Annotated in this window: 16 protein-coding genes and 1 riboswitch; of the genes, 6 read left to right on the top strand and 10 right to left on the bottom strand. The window is 71.0% G+C overall.

Features of this window, described 5'->3' with window-relative positions:
- Window positions 1–17: 17 nt before the first annotated feature.
- Window positions 18–1,142, bottom strand: coding sequence for an NADH:flavin oxidoreductase (locus tag O1G22_RS23170; protein WP_270083070.1), 1,125 nt, complete (start codon window positions 1,140–1,142; stop codon window positions 18–20).
- Between the two features lie 122 nt (window positions 1,143–1,264).
- On the opposite strand from O1G22_RS23170, the gene O1G22_RS23165 reads away from it, so the two are divergent.
- On the top strand, window positions 1,265–2,116 hold the full coding sequence (locus O1G22_RS23165; protein WP_270083069.1) for an alpha/beta hydrolase: 852 nt from the start codon (window positions 1,265–1,267) through the stop codon (window positions 2,114–2,116).
- A 101-nt stretch (window positions 2,117–2,217) separates the two neighbouring features.
- Here the strand turns inward: O1G22_RS23165 and groL are convergent, their stop codons facing one another.
- The 4 genes from groL to thrC all read right to left on the bottom strand — a co-directional run bounded on the left by groL (window position 2,218) and on the right by thrC (window position 6,348).
- The gene (groL, locus tag O1G22_RS23160) at window positions 2,218–3,840 is read right to left on the bottom strand and encodes a chaperonin GroEL (protein WP_225097972.1); all 1,623 of its coding nucleotides are present in this window, start codon (window positions 3,838–3,840) and stop codon (window positions 2,218–2,220) included.
- A gap of 301 nt (window positions 3,841–4,141) precedes the next feature.
- The gene (locus O1G22_RS23155; protein WP_004929928.1) at window positions 4,142–4,345 is read right to left on the bottom strand and encodes a cold-shock protein; all 204 of its coding nucleotides are present in this window, start codon (window positions 4,343–4,345) and stop codon (window positions 4,142–4,144) included.
- 444 nt (window positions 4,346–4,789) lie between these two features.
- Window positions 4,790–5,068 carry a MoaD/ThiS family protein gene (locus tag O1G22_RS23150; protein ID WP_225097973.1) on the bottom strand — a complete coding sequence of 93 codons (279 nt, stop codon included), beginning with the start codon at window positions 5,066–5,068 and terminating at the stop codon, window positions 4,790–4,792.
- Window positions 5,065–6,348, bottom strand: a complete 1,284-nt coding sequence (gene thrC / locus O1G22_RS23145; protein ID WP_270083068.1) for a threonine synthase — start codon at window positions 6,346–6,348, stop codon at window positions 5,065–5,067. The genes O1G22_RS23150 and thrC overlap by 4 nt, the downstream gene beginning before the upstream one ends.
- Window positions 6,349–6,365: 17 nt before the next feature.
- Window positions 6,366–6,513, bottom strand: a riboswitch (SAM riboswitch).
- A gap of 171 nt (window positions 6,514–6,684) precedes the next feature.
- On the opposite strand from thrC, the gene O1G22_RS23140 reads away from it, so the two are divergent.
- On the top strand, window positions 6,685–7,656 hold the full coding sequence (locus O1G22_RS23140; protein ID WP_270086500.1) for a glucosyl-3-phosphoglycerate synthase: 972 nt from the start codon (window positions 6,685–6,687) through the stop codon (window positions 7,654–7,656).
- 82 nt (window positions 7,657–7,738) lie between these two features.
- Window positions 7,739–9,178, top strand: a complete 1,440-nt coding sequence (locus O1G22_RS23135; protein ID WP_270083067.1) for an alpha,alpha-trehalose-phosphate synthase (UDP-forming) — start codon at window positions 7,739–7,741, stop codon at window positions 9,176–9,178.
- On the opposite strand, the gene otsB is transcribed toward O1G22_RS23135, so the two are convergent.
- From otsB to O1G22_RS23120, 3 genes are all read right to left on the bottom strand, one after another.
- Window positions 9,166–9,999, bottom strand: a complete 834-nt coding sequence (gene otsB, locus O1G22_RS23130; RefSeq protein ID WP_270083066.1) for a trehalose-phosphatase — start codon at window positions 9,997–9,999, stop codon at window positions 9,166–9,168. The two genes, O1G22_RS23135 and otsB, sit on opposite strands and share 13 nt — an antisense overlap.
- Window positions 10,000–10,207: 208 nt before the next feature.
- Window positions 10,208–10,441, bottom strand: a complete 234-nt coding sequence (locus O1G22_RS23125) for a DUF3263 domain-containing protein (protein WP_225097977.1) — start codon at window positions 10,439–10,441, stop codon at window positions 10,208–10,210.
- 14 nt (window positions 10,442–10,455) lie between these two features.
- A complete protein-coding gene (locus O1G22_RS23120) occupies window positions 10,456–11,709 on the bottom strand; it encodes an extracellular solute-binding protein (RefSeq protein WP_487416680.1) in 1,254 nt (417 codons plus the stop codon).
- Window positions 11,710–11,862: 153 nt separating this feature from the next.
- Here O1G22_RS23120 and O1G22_RS23115 point away from each other — a divergent pair, with 153 nt between their 5' ends.
- From O1G22_RS23115 to O1G22_RS23105, 3 genes are all read left to right on the top strand, one after another.
- Window positions 11,863–12,810 carry an ROK family protein gene (locus tag O1G22_RS23115; protein WP_270086499.1) on the top strand — a complete coding sequence of 316 codons (948 nt, stop codon included), beginning with the start codon at window positions 11,863–11,865 and terminating at the stop codon, window positions 12,808–12,810.
- A 134-nt stretch (window positions 12,811–12,944) separates the two neighbouring features.
- Entirely contained in the window at window positions 12,945–14,072 is a 1,128-nt protein-coding gene (nagA, locus tag O1G22_RS23110; protein WP_270086498.1) for an N-acetylglucosamine-6-phosphate deacetylase, read from the top strand.
- Between the two features lie 122 nt (window positions 14,073–14,194).
- Complete coding sequence (locus O1G22_RS23105) at window positions 14,195–15,124, top strand: 1-phosphofructokinase family hexose kinase (RefSeq protein ID WP_270083064.1); 930 nt, start codon at window positions 14,195–14,197, stop codon at window positions 15,122–15,124.
- On the opposite strand, the gene O1G22_RS23100 is transcribed toward O1G22_RS23105, so the two are convergent.
- Entirely contained in the window at window positions 15,121–16,065 is a 945-nt protein-coding gene (locus O1G22_RS23100) for a carbohydrate-binding protein (RefSeq protein WP_270083063.1), read from the bottom strand. The two genes, O1G22_RS23105 and O1G22_RS23100, sit on opposite strands and share 4 nt — an antisense overlap.
- Window positions 16,066–16,185: 120 nt before the next feature.
- Window positions 16,186–17,841: a diguanylate cyclase CdgB gene (gene cdgB / locus O1G22_RS23095; protein WP_270083062.1), complete on the bottom strand. Its 1,656-nt coding sequence runs from the start codon at window positions 17,839–17,841 to the stop codon at window positions 16,186–16,188.
- Between the last annotated feature and the right edge of the window lie 57 nt (window positions 17,842–17,898).

Raw genomic sequence — 17,898 nt, 5'->3', positions numbered from 1 at the left:
GTGCCCACGGCGGAAGGTCAGCTGAGGGTCTTCACCGCGGCGGCGTCGTACGGCTGCAGCTCGTCGAAGCGGTCGGCGAGCACCTTGGCGGCCCACTGCGGGTCCTGGAGCAGCGCGCGGCCGACGGCGACCATGTCGAACTCCTCGGCCTCCAGCCGGTCGAGGAGGTTGTCGATGCTCTTGACCTCGGAGCCCTGGCCCTGGAAGGCGGCCAGGAACTCGCCGTCGAGGCCGACCGAGCCGACCGTGATGACCTGCTTGCCGGTGATCTTCTTCGTCCAGCCGGCCAGGTTCAGGTCCGAGCCGTCGAACTCCGGCAGCCAGTAGCGGCGGGTGGAGGCGTGGAAGACGTCGACACCGGCCGCGGCGAGCGGGGTGAGGATCGCGTCCAGCTCCTCGGGGGTCTCGGCGAGGCGGGCGGTGTAGTCCTGCTGCTTCCACTGCGAGTAGCGGAAGATGATCGGGAACTCGGCCGAGACGGCCTCGCGGACCGCCGCGACGATCTCCGCGGCGAACTTGGTGCGGGCGACCGCGTCACCACCGTAGGCGTCGGTACGGCGGTTGGTGCCCTCCCACAGGAACTGGTCGAGGAGGTAGCCGTGGGCGCCGTGGAGCTCCACGCCGTCGAAGCCTATGCGCTCGGCATCCGCGGCGGCCTTGGCGAACGCGGCGACGACGTCGTCCAGGTCCGCCTGCGTCATCGCCTTGCCGGTCGGCTCGGCGTCCGCGGCGACCAGGCCGGACGGGCCCATCGCGGGGGCGTCCGGGAAGGGGGCCTCGCCGTCCTTGCGGACCATGCCGATGTGCCACAGCTGCGGGACGATGGTGCCGCCCGCCGCGTGCACGTCCTCGGCGACCTTCGCCCACCCGGCGAGCTGCTCCTCCCCGTGGAACCGCGGCACGCGACCACTGTTCCCGGCCGACTCGTGGCCCACGTACGTGCCCTCGGTGACGATCAGGCCGACGCCGGCGGCAGCACGGCGCGCGTAGTACGAGCGCACGTCGTCGCCGGGGATGCCGCCGGGAGAGAACATCCGGGTCATCGGCGCCATCACGATCCGGTTCGGCACGGTGAGGCCGTTGAGCGTGATCGGGCGGGACAGCAGCTGGGCCGCGCGGGAGGCGGGGGCGGGGGTGGTCACGTGGGGGCTCCTCGTGAGTGGCGGTCTGTCGGTTAACCAGTCGGTATGTGAGCACGCATTATTGCAGCGCCTTAAGTAAGTAACATCTATGCGCCGGCCCACATTCCAGAAAGCGAGATCAGATGCAACCGACCTTCGTACTGGTGCACGGAGCCTTCGCGAACTCCTTCTCCTTCGCGCCCCTCCAGGCCGAACTCGGCCTCCTCGGGCACCGTTCGGTGGCCGTCGACCTGCCCGGCCACGGATTCGCGGCGACCTATCCGCGCGCCTACCAGGCGCCGCAGGACCCCGAGGAGCTCGCCGGCACCCCCGGCTCGATCAAGGGCGTCACGCTCGCCGACAACGCCGCGCATCTGATCGGGATCCTGGAGCGGGCCAAGCGGAACGGGCCGGTGATCCTCGTCTCGCACAGCCGCGGCGGCATCACGGCCACCGCCGCGGCCAACGCACGACCGGAACTGATCGACCGCATCGTCTACGTCTCGGCCTGGTGCCCGGTCGACCTCGACGCCAACGACTACTACGCCGAGCCGGAGATGGCCACGGTCGACCCCGCCTCCCTGGCCCTGGCCCTGGCGGGGGACCCGGCCCGGCTCGGCCTGCTGCGCGTCAACTTCCGCACCGCCGATCCGGCCGCCCTCGCGGCGTTCCGGGCGGCCTTCCTCGCCGACGGCACCGAGGACGAGCTCCTGGCCTTCCTGAACACCTTCCAGCCCGACGAGAACCTGGACACCGGCACCTCCGCCGACCGGGCGCAGGCCGCGACCTGGGGCCGCATCCCGAAGACCTTCGTACGCCTGGCCGACGACGCAAGCCTGCCGCTCGCCCTGCAGGACCGGCTCATCCGCGAGGGCAACGCGCTGACGCCGGACAACCCGTACGACGTCCGCACCCTGGCGGGCAGCCACCTGAAGTGGCTGACCGACCCGGCACCGGCCGCCCGGCTTCTGGGCGAACTCGCCGCGCTCCAGTAGGAAGCGCGCGGGAGAAGACCGTGGATACGCCCGAGGGCGGCACCCCCTGTCGCAGACAGGAAGTGCCGCCCTCGGAAAAGGACAGGTGATCCGCAGCGGGATCAGAAGTCCATGTCACCGCCCGGCATGCCGCCGCCGGCCGGCGCGGCGGCCTTCTCCGGCTTGTCGGCGATGACGGCCTCGGTGGTGAGGAACAGCGCGGCGATGGAGGCGGCGTTCTGCAGCGCGGAACGGGTCACCTTCGCCGGGTCGATGATGCCCTCGGCGACCAGGTCGACGTACTCACCGGTCGCGGCGTTCAGGCCGTGGCCCGGGGTGAGGTTGCGGACCTTCTCGACCACCACGCCGCCTTCGAGGCCGGCGTTGACGGCGATCTGCTTCAGCGGGGCCTCAAGGGCGAGCTTCACGGCCTGGGCGCCGGTCGCCTCGTCACCCTCCAGCTCCAGCTTCTCGAAGACGTTGGTGGTCTGCAGCAGGGCCACGCCACCACCGGCGACGATGCCCTCCTCGACGGCCGCCTTGGCGTTGCGGACGGCGTCCTCGATGCGGTGCTTGCGCTCCTTGAGCTCCACCTCGGTGGCGGCACCGGCCTTGATGACGGCCACGCCGCCGGCCAGCTTCGCCAGACGCTCCTGGAGCTTCTCGCGGTCGTAGTCGGAGTCCGACTGCTCGATCTCGGCGCGGATCTGGTTGACCCGGCCCGCGACCTGCTCGGAGGAGCCGGCACCGTCGACGATGGTGGTCTCGTCCTTGGTGATGACGACCTTGCGGGCGCGGCCCAGCAGGTCCAGGGAGGTGTTCTCCAGCTTGAGACCGACCTCCTCGGAGATGACCTCGCCACCGGTGAGGATCGCGATGTCGTTCAGCATCGCCTTGCGGCGGTCGCCGAAGCCCGGGGCCTTGACGGCGACGGACTTGAAGGTGCCACGGATCTTGTTGACGACCAGGGTCGACAGGGCCTCGCCCTCGACGTCCTCGGCGATGATCAGCAGCGCCTTGCCGGACTGCATGACCTTCTCCAGCAGCGGGAGCAGGTCCTTGACCGAGGAGATCTTGGAGTTGGCGATGAGGATGTACGGGTCCTCCAGCACCGCCTCCATGCGCTCCATGTCGGTCGCGAAGTAGGCGGAGATGTAGCCCTTGTCGAAGCGCATGCCCTCGGTGAGCTCCAGCTCCAGACCGAAGGTGTTGCTCTCCTCGACGGTGATGACGCCTTCCTTGCCGACCTTGTCCATGGCCTCGGCGATCAGCTCGCCGATCTGGGTGTCGGCGGCGGAGATGGACGCGGTGGAGGCGATCTGCTCCTTGGTCTCGACGTCCTTCGCCTGCTCCAGCAGGGCGGCGGAGACGGCCTCGACGGCCTTCTCGATACCGCGCTTCAGAGCCATCGGGTTGGCGCCGGCGGCGACGTTGCGGAGGCCTTCCTTGACCAGGGCCTGGGCCAGGACGGTCGCGGTCGTCGTGCCGTCACCGGCGACGTCGTCCGTCTTCTTCGCGACTTCCTTGACCAGCTCGGCGCCGATCTTCTCGTACGGGTCCTCCAGCTCGATCTCCTTGGCGATGGACACACCATCGTTGGTGATCGTGGGGGCGCCCCACTTCTTCTCAAGGACGACGTTACGGCCCTTGGGGCCGAGGGTGACCTTGACGGCGTCGGCGAGCTGGTTCATACCGCGCTCAAGGCCGCGCCGCGCCTCCTCGTCGAACGCGATGATCTTGGCCATGTGAAGTGGTCCCTCCAGGACTGGGGGTGATTCCTTCGGACCGCGCCCGCGCCCGCGACGGACGGCTCGCCGGCCTGTGGTTCCTTGCCCCACGTGGCCTACGGGCCTCACCGACCCGGTCCTTCTTTGTCACTCTCACCTTCAGAGTGCTAACGCCAATGATTAGCACTCGGGGGTGGCGAGTGCAAGCGCCTCTCGGTCTTCGGCAGGGGCGCGAGGGGGCCCGGGGGCACCGGGTCACGGGGCCACGCCGAAGGGCCCGCACCTCTTGCGAGGCGCGGGCCCTTCGGACAAGAAACGTTCAGGCGCTGAGGCGAACCATGTCGGCCTGCGGGCCCTTCTGGCCCTGCGAGATCTCGAACTCCACCCGCTGGCCCTCTTCCAGGGTGCGGTAGCCGTCCATCTGGATGGCGCTGTAGTGGACGAAGACGTCCGCACCACCGTCGACCGCGATGAAGCCGTACCCCTTCTCCGCGTTGAACCACTTGACGGTGCCCTGAGCCATGCCTAACTCCCCTATTACTGGCCCTTGCACAGATCCACACTTCGCGGATCCGGGTCAGACCTCACCCCCCATTGGTCGGGGGCGTGCGCCGGAACGCGTCGACCGCGGCTGAATGTATCTGTCCAACTGCCGTCTGCAACAGGTCAATCGGACGAGAAATCTGGACGCCCCCGGTCCGGAATCTGCCTAGAGTTCGGCCGATTCCAGGGCAAGTCGGGCCGTACAAAGAGGTACGAAAGCCGCATAAAACCCGCATACTTTGGCTACTTCTTATCGGGTGTGCGGCGTGAAATCCGGGAGCCGCGACCCTCGGGTGCGGAGCGGGTTCCCCAACTGTACCGCGCTCAATCACGCAGAATGGCCCCCTCCGTTTCTCTCACGGAGGAGGCCATTCGATGAACAATCCGTAACCCGGATTACCGAAGGTAATGACCGGTCATTCGGTCAGCATCCACCCGCTACCGCGGGAATGATGGAGACACCCGCGCCGTCGGGCGTCGCGGTCTCCAGGCCCTGCTCGAAGCGCACGTCGTCGTCGTTGACGTAGACGTTCACGAACCGGCGCAGCTTGCCCTGGTCGTCCAGGACACGGGCGGCGATGCCGGTGTGGTTCTTCTCCAGGTCCGCGATGACCTCGGCGAGGGTCCCGCCCTCGGCGGCGACCTCGGCCTGACCGCCGGTGTAGGTGCGCAGGATGGTGGGGATGCGAACGGTCACGCTCATGCGAGGCCAGCCTCTCGGAAGGAGTCCAGGGTCGGACGGATGGTGGCGGTGAGCCCCGTGCCGGCCACCGCGTCGAGGGTCTTGAGGCCGTCGCCGGTGTTGAGGACGACCGTGGTGAGCGACGGGTCGAGGACGCCGTTCTCGATCAGCTTGCGCGTCACGCCGACCGTCACGCCACCCGCCGTCTCGGCGAAGATGCCCTCGGTGCGGGCCAGCAGCTTGATCGCGTCCACCACCTGCTCGTCGGTCACGTCCTCCACCGCACCACCCGTACGGCGCGCGATGTCCAGGACGTACGGCCCGTCGGCCGGGTTGCCGATGGCGAGGGACTTGGCGATGGTGTTCGGCTTCTGCGGGCGGACCACGTCATGCCCGGCCTTGAACGCCGTCGACACCGGCGAGCAGCCCTCGGCCTGCGCGCCGAAGATCTTGTACGGCCGGTCCTCGACCAGCCCGAGCTTGATCAGCTCCTGCAGACCCTTGTCGATCTTCGTCAGCTGGGAGCCGGAGGCGATCGGGATCACGATCTGGTCCGGCAGCCGCCAGCCGAGCTGCTCGCAGATCTCGTACGCCAGCGTCTTGGAGCCCTCGGCGTAGTACGGCCGCAGGTTGACGTTGACGAAGCCCCAGCCCTCGCCGGCCGGGTCGCCGATCAGTTCGGAGCAGAAGCGGTTGACGTCGTCGTAGTTGCCCTCGATGCCGACCAGCTCGCCGCCGTAGACCGCGGCCATGACGACCTTGCCCTGCTCCAGGTCGTGCGGGATGAACACGCAGGAGCGGAAGCCGGCGCGGGCGGCGGCGGCGCCGACGGCACCGGCCAGGTTGCCCGTGGAGGAACAGGACAGGGTGGTGAAGCCGAAGGCGCGGGCGGCCTCCAGGGCCTGCGCGACGACCCGGTCCTTGAAGGAGTGCGTCGGGTTGCCGGAGTCGTCCTTGACGAACAGGCCGCCGGTGACGCCGAGTTCACGGGCGAGGTTGTCGGCCTTGACGAGCTTGGTCCAGCCGGGGTTGATGTTCGGCTTGTCGGCGACGTCGGCCGGGACGGGCAGCAGGGGCGCGTACCGCCAGATGTTCGCCGGGCCGGCCTCGATCCGCCTGCGCAGCTCTTCGGTGTCGTAGGCGGAGAAGTCGTAGGCGATCTCCAGCGGGCCGAAACACTCCTCGCACGCGAAGACCGGGCCGAGCGGGACACGGTGACCGCACTCGCGACAGCTCAGGGCCGCGGCCGGACCGAGGTCTACGGTGGGAGTGGAGGTGCTTGCAACTGTCTGCACAGCCATGGAGGCGAGGCCCTTTCTCCTCATCTTCCTCACGACGCATCTCGCCGTGAGACGGATTTGGCACCTTCCCTAGTCGGGAGCCTCGCCACGTCAACGTGACAAGAACCGGCTGGAGGGTTGCCGGGGCTTCATCGGGCCGTGTCCCTCTGCCCCTCTGGATGAGCGGTATGCGGTTGTATGAGCGGTTGTGCACGCGCGCGACCAGCGACATGCGATGGTCACCGGCGTTGTTCAAGACTGTAACCGAAGGCCAGGACAGTTGAGATAGTCGTCCGAACCGCGAGATGGATCACACCATCACCACCTGTGATCACGAACAGTGAGGAGCCGCAGAGCGTGCTGGAAGAAGTCGAGCGCTGGCTGGCCACCCGCTCCTGGTCCGCGACCGATCGCCCGCTCCACCGGATACTGACCGCCAAGCAGCGCACGGGCCAGACGATCAGTGTCGTGCTGCCCGCGCTCAACGAGGAGGAGACCGTCGGCGACATCGTCACGGTCATCCGGCACGACCTGATGGAGCGCGTCCCGCTCGTCGACGAGATCGTCGTCGTGGACTCCGGCTCCACCGACCGCACCTCCGAGGTCGCCGCCGCCGCGGGCGCCCGCGTCGTCCACCGCGACGCGATCCTGCCCCGCATCCCGGCCGTCCCGGGCAAGGGCGAGGTTCTCTGGCGCTCCCTGCTCGTGACCCATGGGGACATCGTCTGCTTCATCGACGCCGACCTGCGGGACTTCTCCGCCGACTTCGTCTCGGGCGTCGTCGGACCGCTGCTCACCGACCCCGAGATCGCCCTGGTCAAGGGCATGTACGACCGCCCGCTCGCGACAGAGTTCGATTCGCTCGCCTCCGGCAAGACCGCCGGGCAGGGCGGCCGGGTCACCGAGCTGATGGCCCGCCCGCTGCTGAACATGCACTGGCCCCAGCTGGCCGGCTTCGTCCAGCCGCTGGGCGGCGAGTACGCGGCCCGGCGCAGCCTGCTGGAACAGCTTCCCTTCCCCGTCGGCTACGGCGTGGAGCTGGGCATGCTGGTGGACGCGCTGCACCTGGTGGGCCTCGACGCCCTCGCCCAGGTGGACGTGGGCGTGCGCAAGCACCGGCACCAGGACGGGCAGGCGCTCGGCCGGATGGCCGCCGCGATCTACCGCACCGCCCAGCTGCGGCTGGCCCGGGGCCATCTGGTCCGGCCCTCCCTGACCCAGTTCGAGCGGGGCGAGGACGGCTTCGAGCCGCGCACGTACTCGGTCGACACCGAGGAACGGCCGCCGATGGTGGAGATCGCGGAGTACGCCGAGCGCCGGGTGGCCTGACTTCGCCGGGCCGTCGTATACGGCAGGGGCGTCGGGCGTGGCCGTACGTTTGAGCGTTTCCGGGCCGGGCTAGGTTCGGACCATGGCTTCCACCGGTGGTGCTGAGGTGCTGGTCGCGTCCAACCGCGGCCCGGTTTCGTACACGGCTGACGAGAACGGCTCGCTGCACGCCAAACGGGGCGGCGGCGGGCTGGTCTCGGGGCTGTCGGCCATCGGGCCGGAGGCGAACGCCGTATGGGTGTGCGCGGCGCTCGGCGACGGCGACCGGGAGGCCGTACGGCGGGCGGACGGCGGGCTGCTGCCGGGTGAGGACACCGGCGGTCAGCGGGTGCGGATGCTGGACATCGACGCGGCCGTGCACGCCGACGCGTACAACGGGATCGCCAACTCGGTGCTCTGGTTCGTGCACCACATGCTGTACCAGACCCCGCTGGAGCCGGTCTTCGACGCGGAGTTCCGGCGCCAGTGGGCGTCGTACGAGACGTACAACCGGGCGTTCGCCGAGGCGCTGGCCGAGGAGGCGGGCGAGGGGGCGGCGGTGCTGGTGCAGGACTACCACCTGTGCCTGGTGCCCGGGTTGCTCCGAGAGCTCCGCCCGGACCTGCGGATCGGCCACTTCTCGCACACCCCGTGGGCCCCGCCGGACTACTTCCGCCTCCTGCCCGACGACATCGCGGCCGCGCTGCTGAGGGGCATGCTGGGCGCGGACCGGGCGGCCTTCCTGACCTGGCGCTGGGCGGAGGCGTTCGAGGCGTGCTGTGAGACGGTCCTGGGCCCCGACGCCCTCGTGGGCACGGCGATCGGGGTGCACGGGCTCGGCGCGGACGCGGACTTCCTGCGCGAGCGGTCGCACCGGCCGGATGTCGAGGAGCGGATGGCGGCGCTGCGTGAGGAGATCGGCGAGGGCCGCAGGACCGTCGTCCGCGTGGACCGCACCGAGCTGTCGAAGAACATCGTGCGCGGGCTGCTGGCGTACCGGCAGCTGCTGGACGAGCGCCCCGAGTGGCGTGAGCGGGTCGTCCATGTGGCGTTCGCGTACCCGTCCCGGCAGGACCTCGCCGTGTACCGGGACTACACCGCCGAGGTGCAGCGGGTGGCGGAGGCGATCAACTCCCGCTACGGGACGGCCGGTTGGACCCCGGTGGTGCTGCATGTGAAGGACGACTTCGCGCGCTCGCTCGCCGCGTACCGGCTGGCCGACGTGGCGCTGGTCAACCCCATCCGGGACGGCATGAACCTGGTCGCCAAGGAGATCCCGGTCGTCTCCGACCAGGGGTGCGCGCTGGTGCTGTCCCGGGAGGCCGGTGCGTACGAGGAGCTGCGGACCGACGCGTTCGGGGTGAACCCCTACGACGTGCTGGAGACCGCGCGGGCCCTGCACGAGGCGCTGTCGCTCCGGCCGGAGGAGCGGGCGGACCGCACCAAGGGGCTGGCCGCGGCGGCCACCGCGCTTCCCCCGGCCCAGTGGTTCCTGGAGCAGCTGGAGGCGCTCCAGGAACTCGGGGAACCTCAGTCCAGCTGATCGGCGAGGGCGCGGAGCAGGTCCACGACCCCGGCCGGGCCGTCGACCACCACGTCCGCCCGTTCGGCCAGTTCCGTGACCTCCGTGCTGCCGCTGCACACCAGGAGGCCGGGGATGCCGTCGGAGCGGAGTTTCTCGACGGCGGCGTAGGCGGGGAGGTCACCGAGGTCGTCGCCGGCGTAGAGGACGCTGGTCGCGCCGGTGGCGCGGACGTGCTTTCCGAGGGCGACGCCCTTGTCCATGCCGGGCGGGCGCAGTTCCAGGACCATGCGGCCGGGTTCGACGATCAGGCCGTGGCGGGCGGCGAGGTCGGTGAGGGGGCCGCGCAGGGCCTCGAAGGCGGCCTCGGGGTCGGCGGCGCGGCGGGTGTGGACGGCCACCGCCCGCCCCTTCTCCTCGATCCAGGTGCCGGGCCAGGCACCGGCGCGTTCCAGCACGCCCGGCAGCTCCGCGCGGACGGCGGCGACACCGGGGTGCGGGGCGGGGGCGGTGACGGTGCCGGTGGCGGCGTCCCAGCGTTCGGCGCCGTAGTGGCCGAGGACGGTGAGGTGGTCCAGGCCGGGGACGCCGGCGAAGCCGCCGTAGCGGACGGCGACGCCGGCGGGGCGGCCGGTGATCACGGCGATGGAGGCGACCTTGGGCGCGAGCCGGGCGAGCGCCGGTACGGCGTCGGGGTGGGCGCGGGCCTGTTCGGGGTCGGCGACGATGGGGGCCAGCGTGCCGTCGAAGTCCAGACCGACGACCGCGGTGCGGGGCTGCGCGAGCAGGGCGGCGAGTCCGTCCCGGCCGGGTCGGGTGACCGGGGTCGGCATAAGGTCCATGGACCGACACTATCCAGCGCGGGTCGCCGTCACTCCTGGGACTCCGCCCCTGGACCCCACCCTCCCCCACGCTCGGCTTCGCTCGCGCGGGGGGACCCCCATCCCGACTCGGTGGGCTGAAAAGGAACCCAGCCGGCCGCACTCCCGGTCGGTTGGAGGGTGAGCCCCTCGGCCGACCGAGTCGGGTGGGCGGGCGGGTGGGCGGAAGTCAGCGGTTCTCGCGGTGCGACTCTCTCACCCTGCGCAGGCGGTTCACCGTGACCGGGTCGTGGGCCAGGGCTCGCTCGTCGTCCAGGAGGGCGTTCAGGAGCTGGTAGTAGCGGACCGGGGCCAGGCCGAGTTCCTCGCGGATCGCTCTTTCCTTGGCGCCGGGTCCCGCGAAGCTCCGGCGTTCCAGGGCGAGGACCGCCTTCTCCCGGGTGCCCAGTTCCGCCAGTTCCATGGAGTCACGGTAACTCAGCTCGCGGCGCTGCTGTCCGCCGCCGTGGCCGTGGCCTGGAGGCGGGTGAGGACGCCGGAGGGGTCGCCGCCGGGGGCGACGGCCTGGCCGATGTTCTGCTTCACGGCCGCCGCGACCGCCGCCCAGGAGGTCTTGCCGACCGGATACAGCTCGGAGGTGGGCAACTGGTCCAGGAAGGGGTGCAGGGCCTTGTCGGGGGCCGCGTAGGACTCGCTCATCGCCGTCGACGCGGAGCCGGTGACCGGCAGGAGGCCGTAGTCGCGGGAGAAGGCCAGGACGTTCTTCTCCGCGTACACGAAGTTGAGGAAGTCGCTGATCTGCTGGGCGTGGCCGTTCTGCTTGAACGCCATCATCCAGTCGGTGACGCCCATCGCGGCCCGCGCCGTGCCCGTGCGCCCCGGCATCGGCACCATGCCGAACTGCACGCCCTTCTTCTCGGCCTGCTGGATCAGCGTCGGATGCCCGTTGAGCATGCCGACCTGTCCGTCGGCGAAGGCCGCGAAGGCGTCCGCACGGTTGAGCCTGCCCGGCGCGACCGGACCGGTCAGCCCCTTGTCGACCAGGTCGTCCTTGAGCCAGGTGAAGGTGTCGACGTTCTGGGCGGAGTCGATCGTGTACGTGCCGACGTCATCGGTGTAGCCGTTGCCGCCCGTGCCCGCGGCGGCGCCGCTCAGCAGCCACTGCATCGTCTCCGCCTGCGCCTCCTCGGGCCCGAGCGGCAGCGCGAAGGGGTACTTCACGCCGGTCTTGTCCTTGAGCGCCTGGGCGTCGGTGGCCAGCTGGTCCCAGGTGGTGGGCGGGGTGATGCCGGCCTTGGCGAACAGCGTCTTGTTGTAGAAGAGCACACGTGTGGAGGCGGCGAAGGGGATGCCGTACTGGGTGTGGTTCCACTGGCCCGCGTCGGCCAGCTGGGACAGGAGGTCGGCCTGGGTGCGGATGGAGAGCAGGTCGGAGGCCGGGTAGAGCTTGCCTGCGGCCGCGTAGTCGGCGTAGGCGCCGATCTGCGCCATGTCGGGCGCCTTCCCGGCGGCGACCATCTTCTTGACCTTGGCGTCGACGTCGTTCCAGGAGTAGACGCTGACCTCGACCTTGACCCCGGAGTGCTGGGCCTCGTACGCCTCGACGACGCCGTCCCAGTACTTCTTGGAGCTGTTGGCGGCGGAGTCGCCGTAGTCGGCGGCGACGAGTCTCAAGGTCACGCCGGACGACCCCGTGGTCCCGCAGCCCCCCAGGAGCACTGTCATGCCCATGGCAACCGCAACCGCAATCGTTCCTGCCGTACCCCGACGCACCCTCAACGCCCCAACCCTGCTGTCTGACCGTTCAATATGTGGACACATAAGGTCTACACCACGTGAGTGGACTAGACCTCTCCCGGGTCCGAGGGCCACACTAGGGCCGTGGTGAGACATGTCATCGCCCTGGACGTGGGCGGTACCGGGATGAAGGCCGCCCTCGTCGGCGACGACGGCGCACTGCTCCACCGCGCCCGCCGCGCCACCGGCCGCGAGCGCGGACCGGACGCGGTGGTCGCGACGATCCTCGACTTCGCCGCCGAGCTGCACGCGTACGGCGCCGAGCACTACGGCACACCCGCGCGCGCCGCCGGCATCGCCGTCCCCGGCATCGTCGACGAGGAGCGGGGCATCGCCGCCTACGCGGCCAACCTCGGCTGGCGGGACGTACCCCTGCGCGCCCTGCTCACCGAGCGCCTCGGCATCCCCGTCGCCCTCGGCCACGACGTGCGCACCGGCGGCCTCGCCGAGGGCCGGATCGGCGCGGGCAAGGGCGCCGACCGGTTCCTGTTCGTGCCGCTCGGCACCGGGATCGCCGGCGCCATCGGCATCGACGGCCGGGTGGAGGCGGGCGCGCACGGCTTCGCGGGCGAGATCGGCCACATCGTCGTACGGCCGTCCGGCGCGCCCTGCCCCTGCGGGCAGCACGGCTGTCTGGAGCGGTACGCCTCCGCGTCCGCCGTCAGCGAGGCCTGGGCGGCGGCCTGCGGGGACCCGGAGGCGGACGCGGCGGACTGCGCGAAAGCGGTTGCGTCCGGTGACCCGAACGCCGTCCGGGTCTGGCAGCAGGCGGTGGACGCGCTCGCCGACGGCCTGGTCACCGCACTCACCCTGCTGGACCCGCGCACGCTGATCATCGGTGGCGGTCTCGCCGAGTCGGGGGAAGTGTTGTTCTCGCCGCTGCGCGACGCCGTCCGGCGCCGGGTCACCTTCCAGAAACTCCCGGCCATCGTCCCCGCCGCCCTCGGCGACACGGCGGGCTGCCTGGGCGCGGGGCTGCTCGCGCAGGACCTGCTGACGGCCACCATCCCTACGACTCCGGAGGTAAGCACCTGATGGCAACCAAGCGGGACAGCGACCCGTCAGGGGCGCGGGGCGGTATTGATATGCGGCTCCGCCGCGATGGGGGTCCCCCCTGTCCGAGCGAAGCCGAGAACTTGGGGGAGCGACCAGCCACGACGAACCCGCAGGTGCTCACCGGCGCAAACGTGGTGCTTCCTACGGGAACGGTGAAGAACGGCCGGCTGGTCGTGGACGGCAAGCGCATCGCCGGCACGGCCCCAGCCAACGCCGAGGTGATCGACCTCACCGGCTGCTGGCTGGTGCCCGGCTTCGTCGACATCCACAACCACGGCGGCGGCGGAGCCTCCTTCTCCGGCACCCCGGACGACATCCTCAAGGCCATCCGCACCCACCGCGCCCACGGCACCACCACCCTCGTCGCCTCCACCGTCACCGACGAGATGGATCTGCTGGCGACACAGGCCGGACTGCTGAGCGAGCTGGCCGAGCAGGGGGAGATCGCCGGCATCCACTTCGAGGGGCCGTTCATCTCCCCGTGCCGCAAGGGCGCGCACTCCGAGGCGCTGCTGCGCGACCCGGACCCGGCCGAGGTCCGCAAGCTGATCGACGCCGCGCGCGGCAGGGCGACGATGGTCACCCTGGCCACCGAGCTGCCGGGCGGCATCGACTCCGTACGGCTGCTCGCCGAGCACGGCGTGATCGCGGCGATCGGGCACACGGACGCGACGTACGAGCAGACGGTGGAGGCGATCGACGCGGGCGCCACGGTCGCCACCCACCTCTTCAACGCGATGCCCCCGCTGGGCCACCGCTCCCCCGGCCCGATCACGGCCCTGCTGGAGGACGAGCGGGTCACGGTGGAGCTGATCAACGACGGTACGCATCTGCACCCGGCCGCGCTGGAGCTGGCGTTCCATCACGCGGGCGCGGACCGGGTCGCGTTCATCACGGACGCGATGGACGCGGCCGGCATCGGCGACGGCCGCTACATGCTCGGCCCGCTGGAGGTCGAGGTCAGCGAGGGGGTCGCCCGGCTGGTGGAGGGCGGTTCGATCGCGGGCTCCACGCTGACCCTGGACCGGGCGTTCAAGCGGGCGGTGACCGTCGACCGGCTGTCGGTCGAGGACGCGGTGACGGCCCTGTCCGTCAACCCGGCCCGCCTGCTCGGCCTGTCCGACCGCATCGGCTCGCTGGAGCCCGGCAAGGACGCCGATCTCGTCATACTCGACGCGGACTTCGATCTGAAGGGGGTCATGCGGCGCGGCGAGTGGGTCGTAGCGCCCCAACTGGCCTGATCCGTCCCACTTCTCCGGTGACGGTGGCCTGCCCGTGACTGGGCCGGCCGCCGTCTCTTTGGCATGATCGTGCCCCCGGAAACCGAAGCCAGGCGCAGGAACATCGAGGGAGGTCGGCCCGGGTGATCCTCACGGTCACGCTGAACACCGCTCTCGACATCACGTACCGCGTACGGTCGCTGCGGCCGCACGCCTCGCACCGGGTCGCGGAGGTCGTCGAGCGGCCGGGCGGCAAGGGCGTCAACGTGGCCCGGGTGCTGGCCGCGCTGGGGCACGAGGTGACGGTGACGGGCTTCGCGGGCGGCGCGACCGGCCGGGAGGTACGCGCCCACCTCACCGGCATCCCCCTGCTGACGGACGCTCTGCTCCCCGTCGCCGGCGCGACCCGGCGCACGATCGCCGTCGTGGACGAACTGTCCGGCGACACCACCCAGCTGAACGAGCCGGGCCCGCAGATCGAGCCGGCCGCGTGGGGCGCCTTCCTGGACCGTTACGAGGAACTGCTGCCCGGTGTCTCGGCGGTGGCCCTGTGCGGCAGCCTGCCCCCGGGTGTACCGGTGGGCGCGTACGCGAACCTCGTGCGCGCCGCCCGCGCGCAGGATGTCCCCGTCCTGCTGGACACCAGCGGCGAACCGCTGCGCCGCGGGGTCGCCGCCCGCCCGGACCTCATCAAGCCGAACGCCGACGAACTGGCCGAACTGACCGGCTCCCACGAGCCGCTGCGCGCCACCCAGGACGCCCGGAGGCGCGGCGCCCACGCGGTCGTCGCCTCGCTGGGTGCGCAGGGCCTGCTCGCGGTCACCCCCGAGGGCCGCTGGCGGGCAGCCCCGCCCGCCCCGGTCCACGGCAACCCGACCGGCGCGGGCGACTCGGCCGTCGCCGCCCTGCTGTCGGGCCTGGTGGAACACCTCCCCTGGCCGGACCGGCTCGCCCGCGCGGTGGCCTTGTCGGCGGCCACCGTACGGGCCCCGGCGGCGGGCGAGTTCGACCGGGCGGCGTACGAGGAGCTGCTGGGGCGGGTGACGGTGAGCGGCGGGGTCGGTGTGGCCTAGCCGTTGCGCGTGTGCTGGCCCTGCTGGAGCCAAAGCTGGTCGATCAGCGCGTTGCACTTGTCACCGGGCTGGCAGGAGATGGAGATCGTGTTGGCGCCCTTGTTGAGGGTGGGCCACACGTAGGTCGTCGTCCAGCCGTTGACGAGGTCGCCGTCCTTGGCGTGCGCGTAGTTCTTCAGCGGCAGCCCCGTGGCGAACGGCTTGCCATTGATGCTGACCGTCATCTGCTGGTCCTGGCCGGGCACGCTGAAGTGAGCGAACAGGGTGTAGATGCCGTCCGAGGGGACGTTGTTGACGGTCCAGGTGATCGAGGCGCCGACCTGGTTCAGCCCGCCCACATAGGAACCGTCGGAGGTCTGGGCGCCCTTGACGTCCGAGGCCTTCGCCGCACCGCCCGCCAGCTGGAGGGCACCCGCGTCGGTCTTCAACTGCCCGCTCGCCGCCGAGGCGCTCCCCGACGGGCTCGGCTGGGTGCTCTGCGACTGGGTCGGGGCGTTGCTGGCCTGGTTGCCCGCCTTGTTCTCGTCCGAGTTGCCGTTCAGCATCGCCACGCTGATGCCGATGACGACCGCCGCGACGACCGCGATCGCACCGATCAGCAGGCCCTTGGTGTTGGGGCCGCGCCGGGCGGGCGGGGGCGGGACCGGCTGACGGCTCGTCGGGGCGCCGCCGGGGAGGGTCTCGGGGGCCTGGTAGTGGGCGCTGGGCTGGCCGTAGCCGCCCTGCTGGTGGGGCACGCCCTGGCCGTACGTGGGCTGTTGGCCGTACGGGGCCTGCTGGCCGTACTGGCGCTCGCCGACGGCACGCACCCTGCTGACCGAGTTCGGGTAGCCGTAACCGCCGGACGGCGGCTGGGCTCCTCTGGCCTGGCCGTCGGCGTACAGATAGCCGAACGGGTCGTCGTCCTCGGGCGTGCTCGCGCCGTTGTCGCCGGGCGTCATCGCTCGTGTACTCCTCAGCAGGTGCGGGCGGATGCGAATAAGGGTGTGGAGTAGCGAGCCTACCCGCTCCGGCTGAGCCAAACAGGTCACTCGGCCTGCATCAACTCGCTGACCTGCGGCTCATCCCGCGCGCCGGTGCTGTTTGGGACGAGATCGTTTCTCTACGTACATCCGCTCGTCGGCAGACTTCAACACTTCGTCCGCAGTCATGCCGCAGTGTGCCCACCCGATGCCGAAGCTTGCGCCCACCCGCACGGCCCGGCCCTCGGCCCGGATCGGCTGGATGATCTCGTTGCGCAGCCGTACGGCGAGGTCCTGGGCGTCGGCCCGGCCGAGGCCGTCGGCGAGGATGACGAACTCGTCGCCGCCGAGGCGGGCGACCGTGTCGCCGTCCCGGACCCCGCGCGACAGGCGCCGGGCCACCTCGATCAGGACCGCGTCGCCCGCGTTGTGCCCGAACCGGTCGTTGATCGACTTGAAGCCGTCGAGGTCGCAGAAGAGCACCGCGAGGCCCTTGGTGCCGTCGTCGCGGCCCTCCTCGGGGGCGGCGGTGTGCACATGGTGGTCGAAGGCGTCGTACCCCTCCGTGCCCGGCCGGAAGTCGAAGCCGTGGCCGGCGGGGCTGTCGAAGACCGGGTGGCCGTAAGCCGCGTCGAGGGAGTCCAGGGCGCCGGGCTCGGCGGGGCGCCGGCACAGCCGGGCCGACAGGCGGGAGCGCAACTCGGCGGAGTTCGGCAGGCCGGTGAGCGAGTCGTGGGAGGCGCGGTGGGCGAGTTGCAGCTCGCGGCGCTTGCGCTCCTCTATGTCCTCGACGTGGGTGAGCAGGAAGCGGGGGCCGTCGGCGGCGTCCGCGACGACCGAGTTGCGCAGCGAGACCCAGACGTACGTGCCGTCCCGGCGGCCCAGGCGCAGCTCGGCCCGGCCCCCCTCGGCGGACGTACGCAGCAGGGTGCCGATGTCCTCGGGGTGGACGAGGTCGGAGAAGGAGTAGCGGCGCATCGCGGAGGCGGGGCGGCCGAGGAGGCGGCACAGGGCGTCGTTCGTCCGCAGGATCCGGCCGTGCTGGTCGCCGCCCATCTCGGCGATGGCCATGCCGGAGGGGGCGTACTCGAAGGCCTGCCGGAAGGATTCCTCGCTGGCGCGCAGGGCCTGCTGCTCGCGCTCCAGACGGACCAGGGCGCGCTGCATGTTGGCGCGCAGGCGGGCGTTGCTGATCGCGATGGCGGCCTGGAAGGCGTACATCTGCAGGGCCTCGCGGCCCCACGCGCCCGGCAGGCGGCCGTTGCGTGGCCGGTCGACGGAGATCACGCCGACGAGCTCGCCGCAGGAGCCGCCCTGCACGCCCGGGGTGTACATGGGCGCGAAGAGGCGGTCCGACGGGTGCCACTCGTCCTCGAAGCGGGGCGCGGGCCCGTCCGTGTACCACTGGGGGACGTCGTCGTCGTCCAGCACCCAGCCCTCGGTGTGCGGGATGAAGACCAGGTCGCCCCAGTGCTCGCCCATGTTCAGCCGCCGGTCCCAGGACTCGCGGGAGCCGACCCGGCCGGTGATCAGGGCCTCGGCGGCGGAGTTGCCGGAGAACGCGGCGACGACGAGGTCGCCGTCCTGGCGGACGAGGTTCACGCACGCCATCTCGTACCCGAGGGCCTGTACGGCGCCGTCGGCCACGGACTGCAGGGTGTCCGCGAGGCTGCGTGCCGTGTTCATGTCGGCCATGACCTGGTGCAGCTGCCGCAGGGAGGCAAGGCGGACATACGGCTCCGACTCGGTCTCCATGCTCGCCCTCCCCCGCGACCTCGCAGCGAATCAAGGGTTCTCTCAGCTTCCGCCAGC

The sequence above is a fragment of the Streptomyces camelliae genome (assembly GCF_027625935.1).
Lineage (GTDB): Bacteria > Actinomycetota > Actinomycetes > Streptomycetales > Streptomycetaceae > Streptomyces > Streptomyces camelliae.
This window is presented reverse-complemented; position numbering and strand designations above follow the sequence as displayed.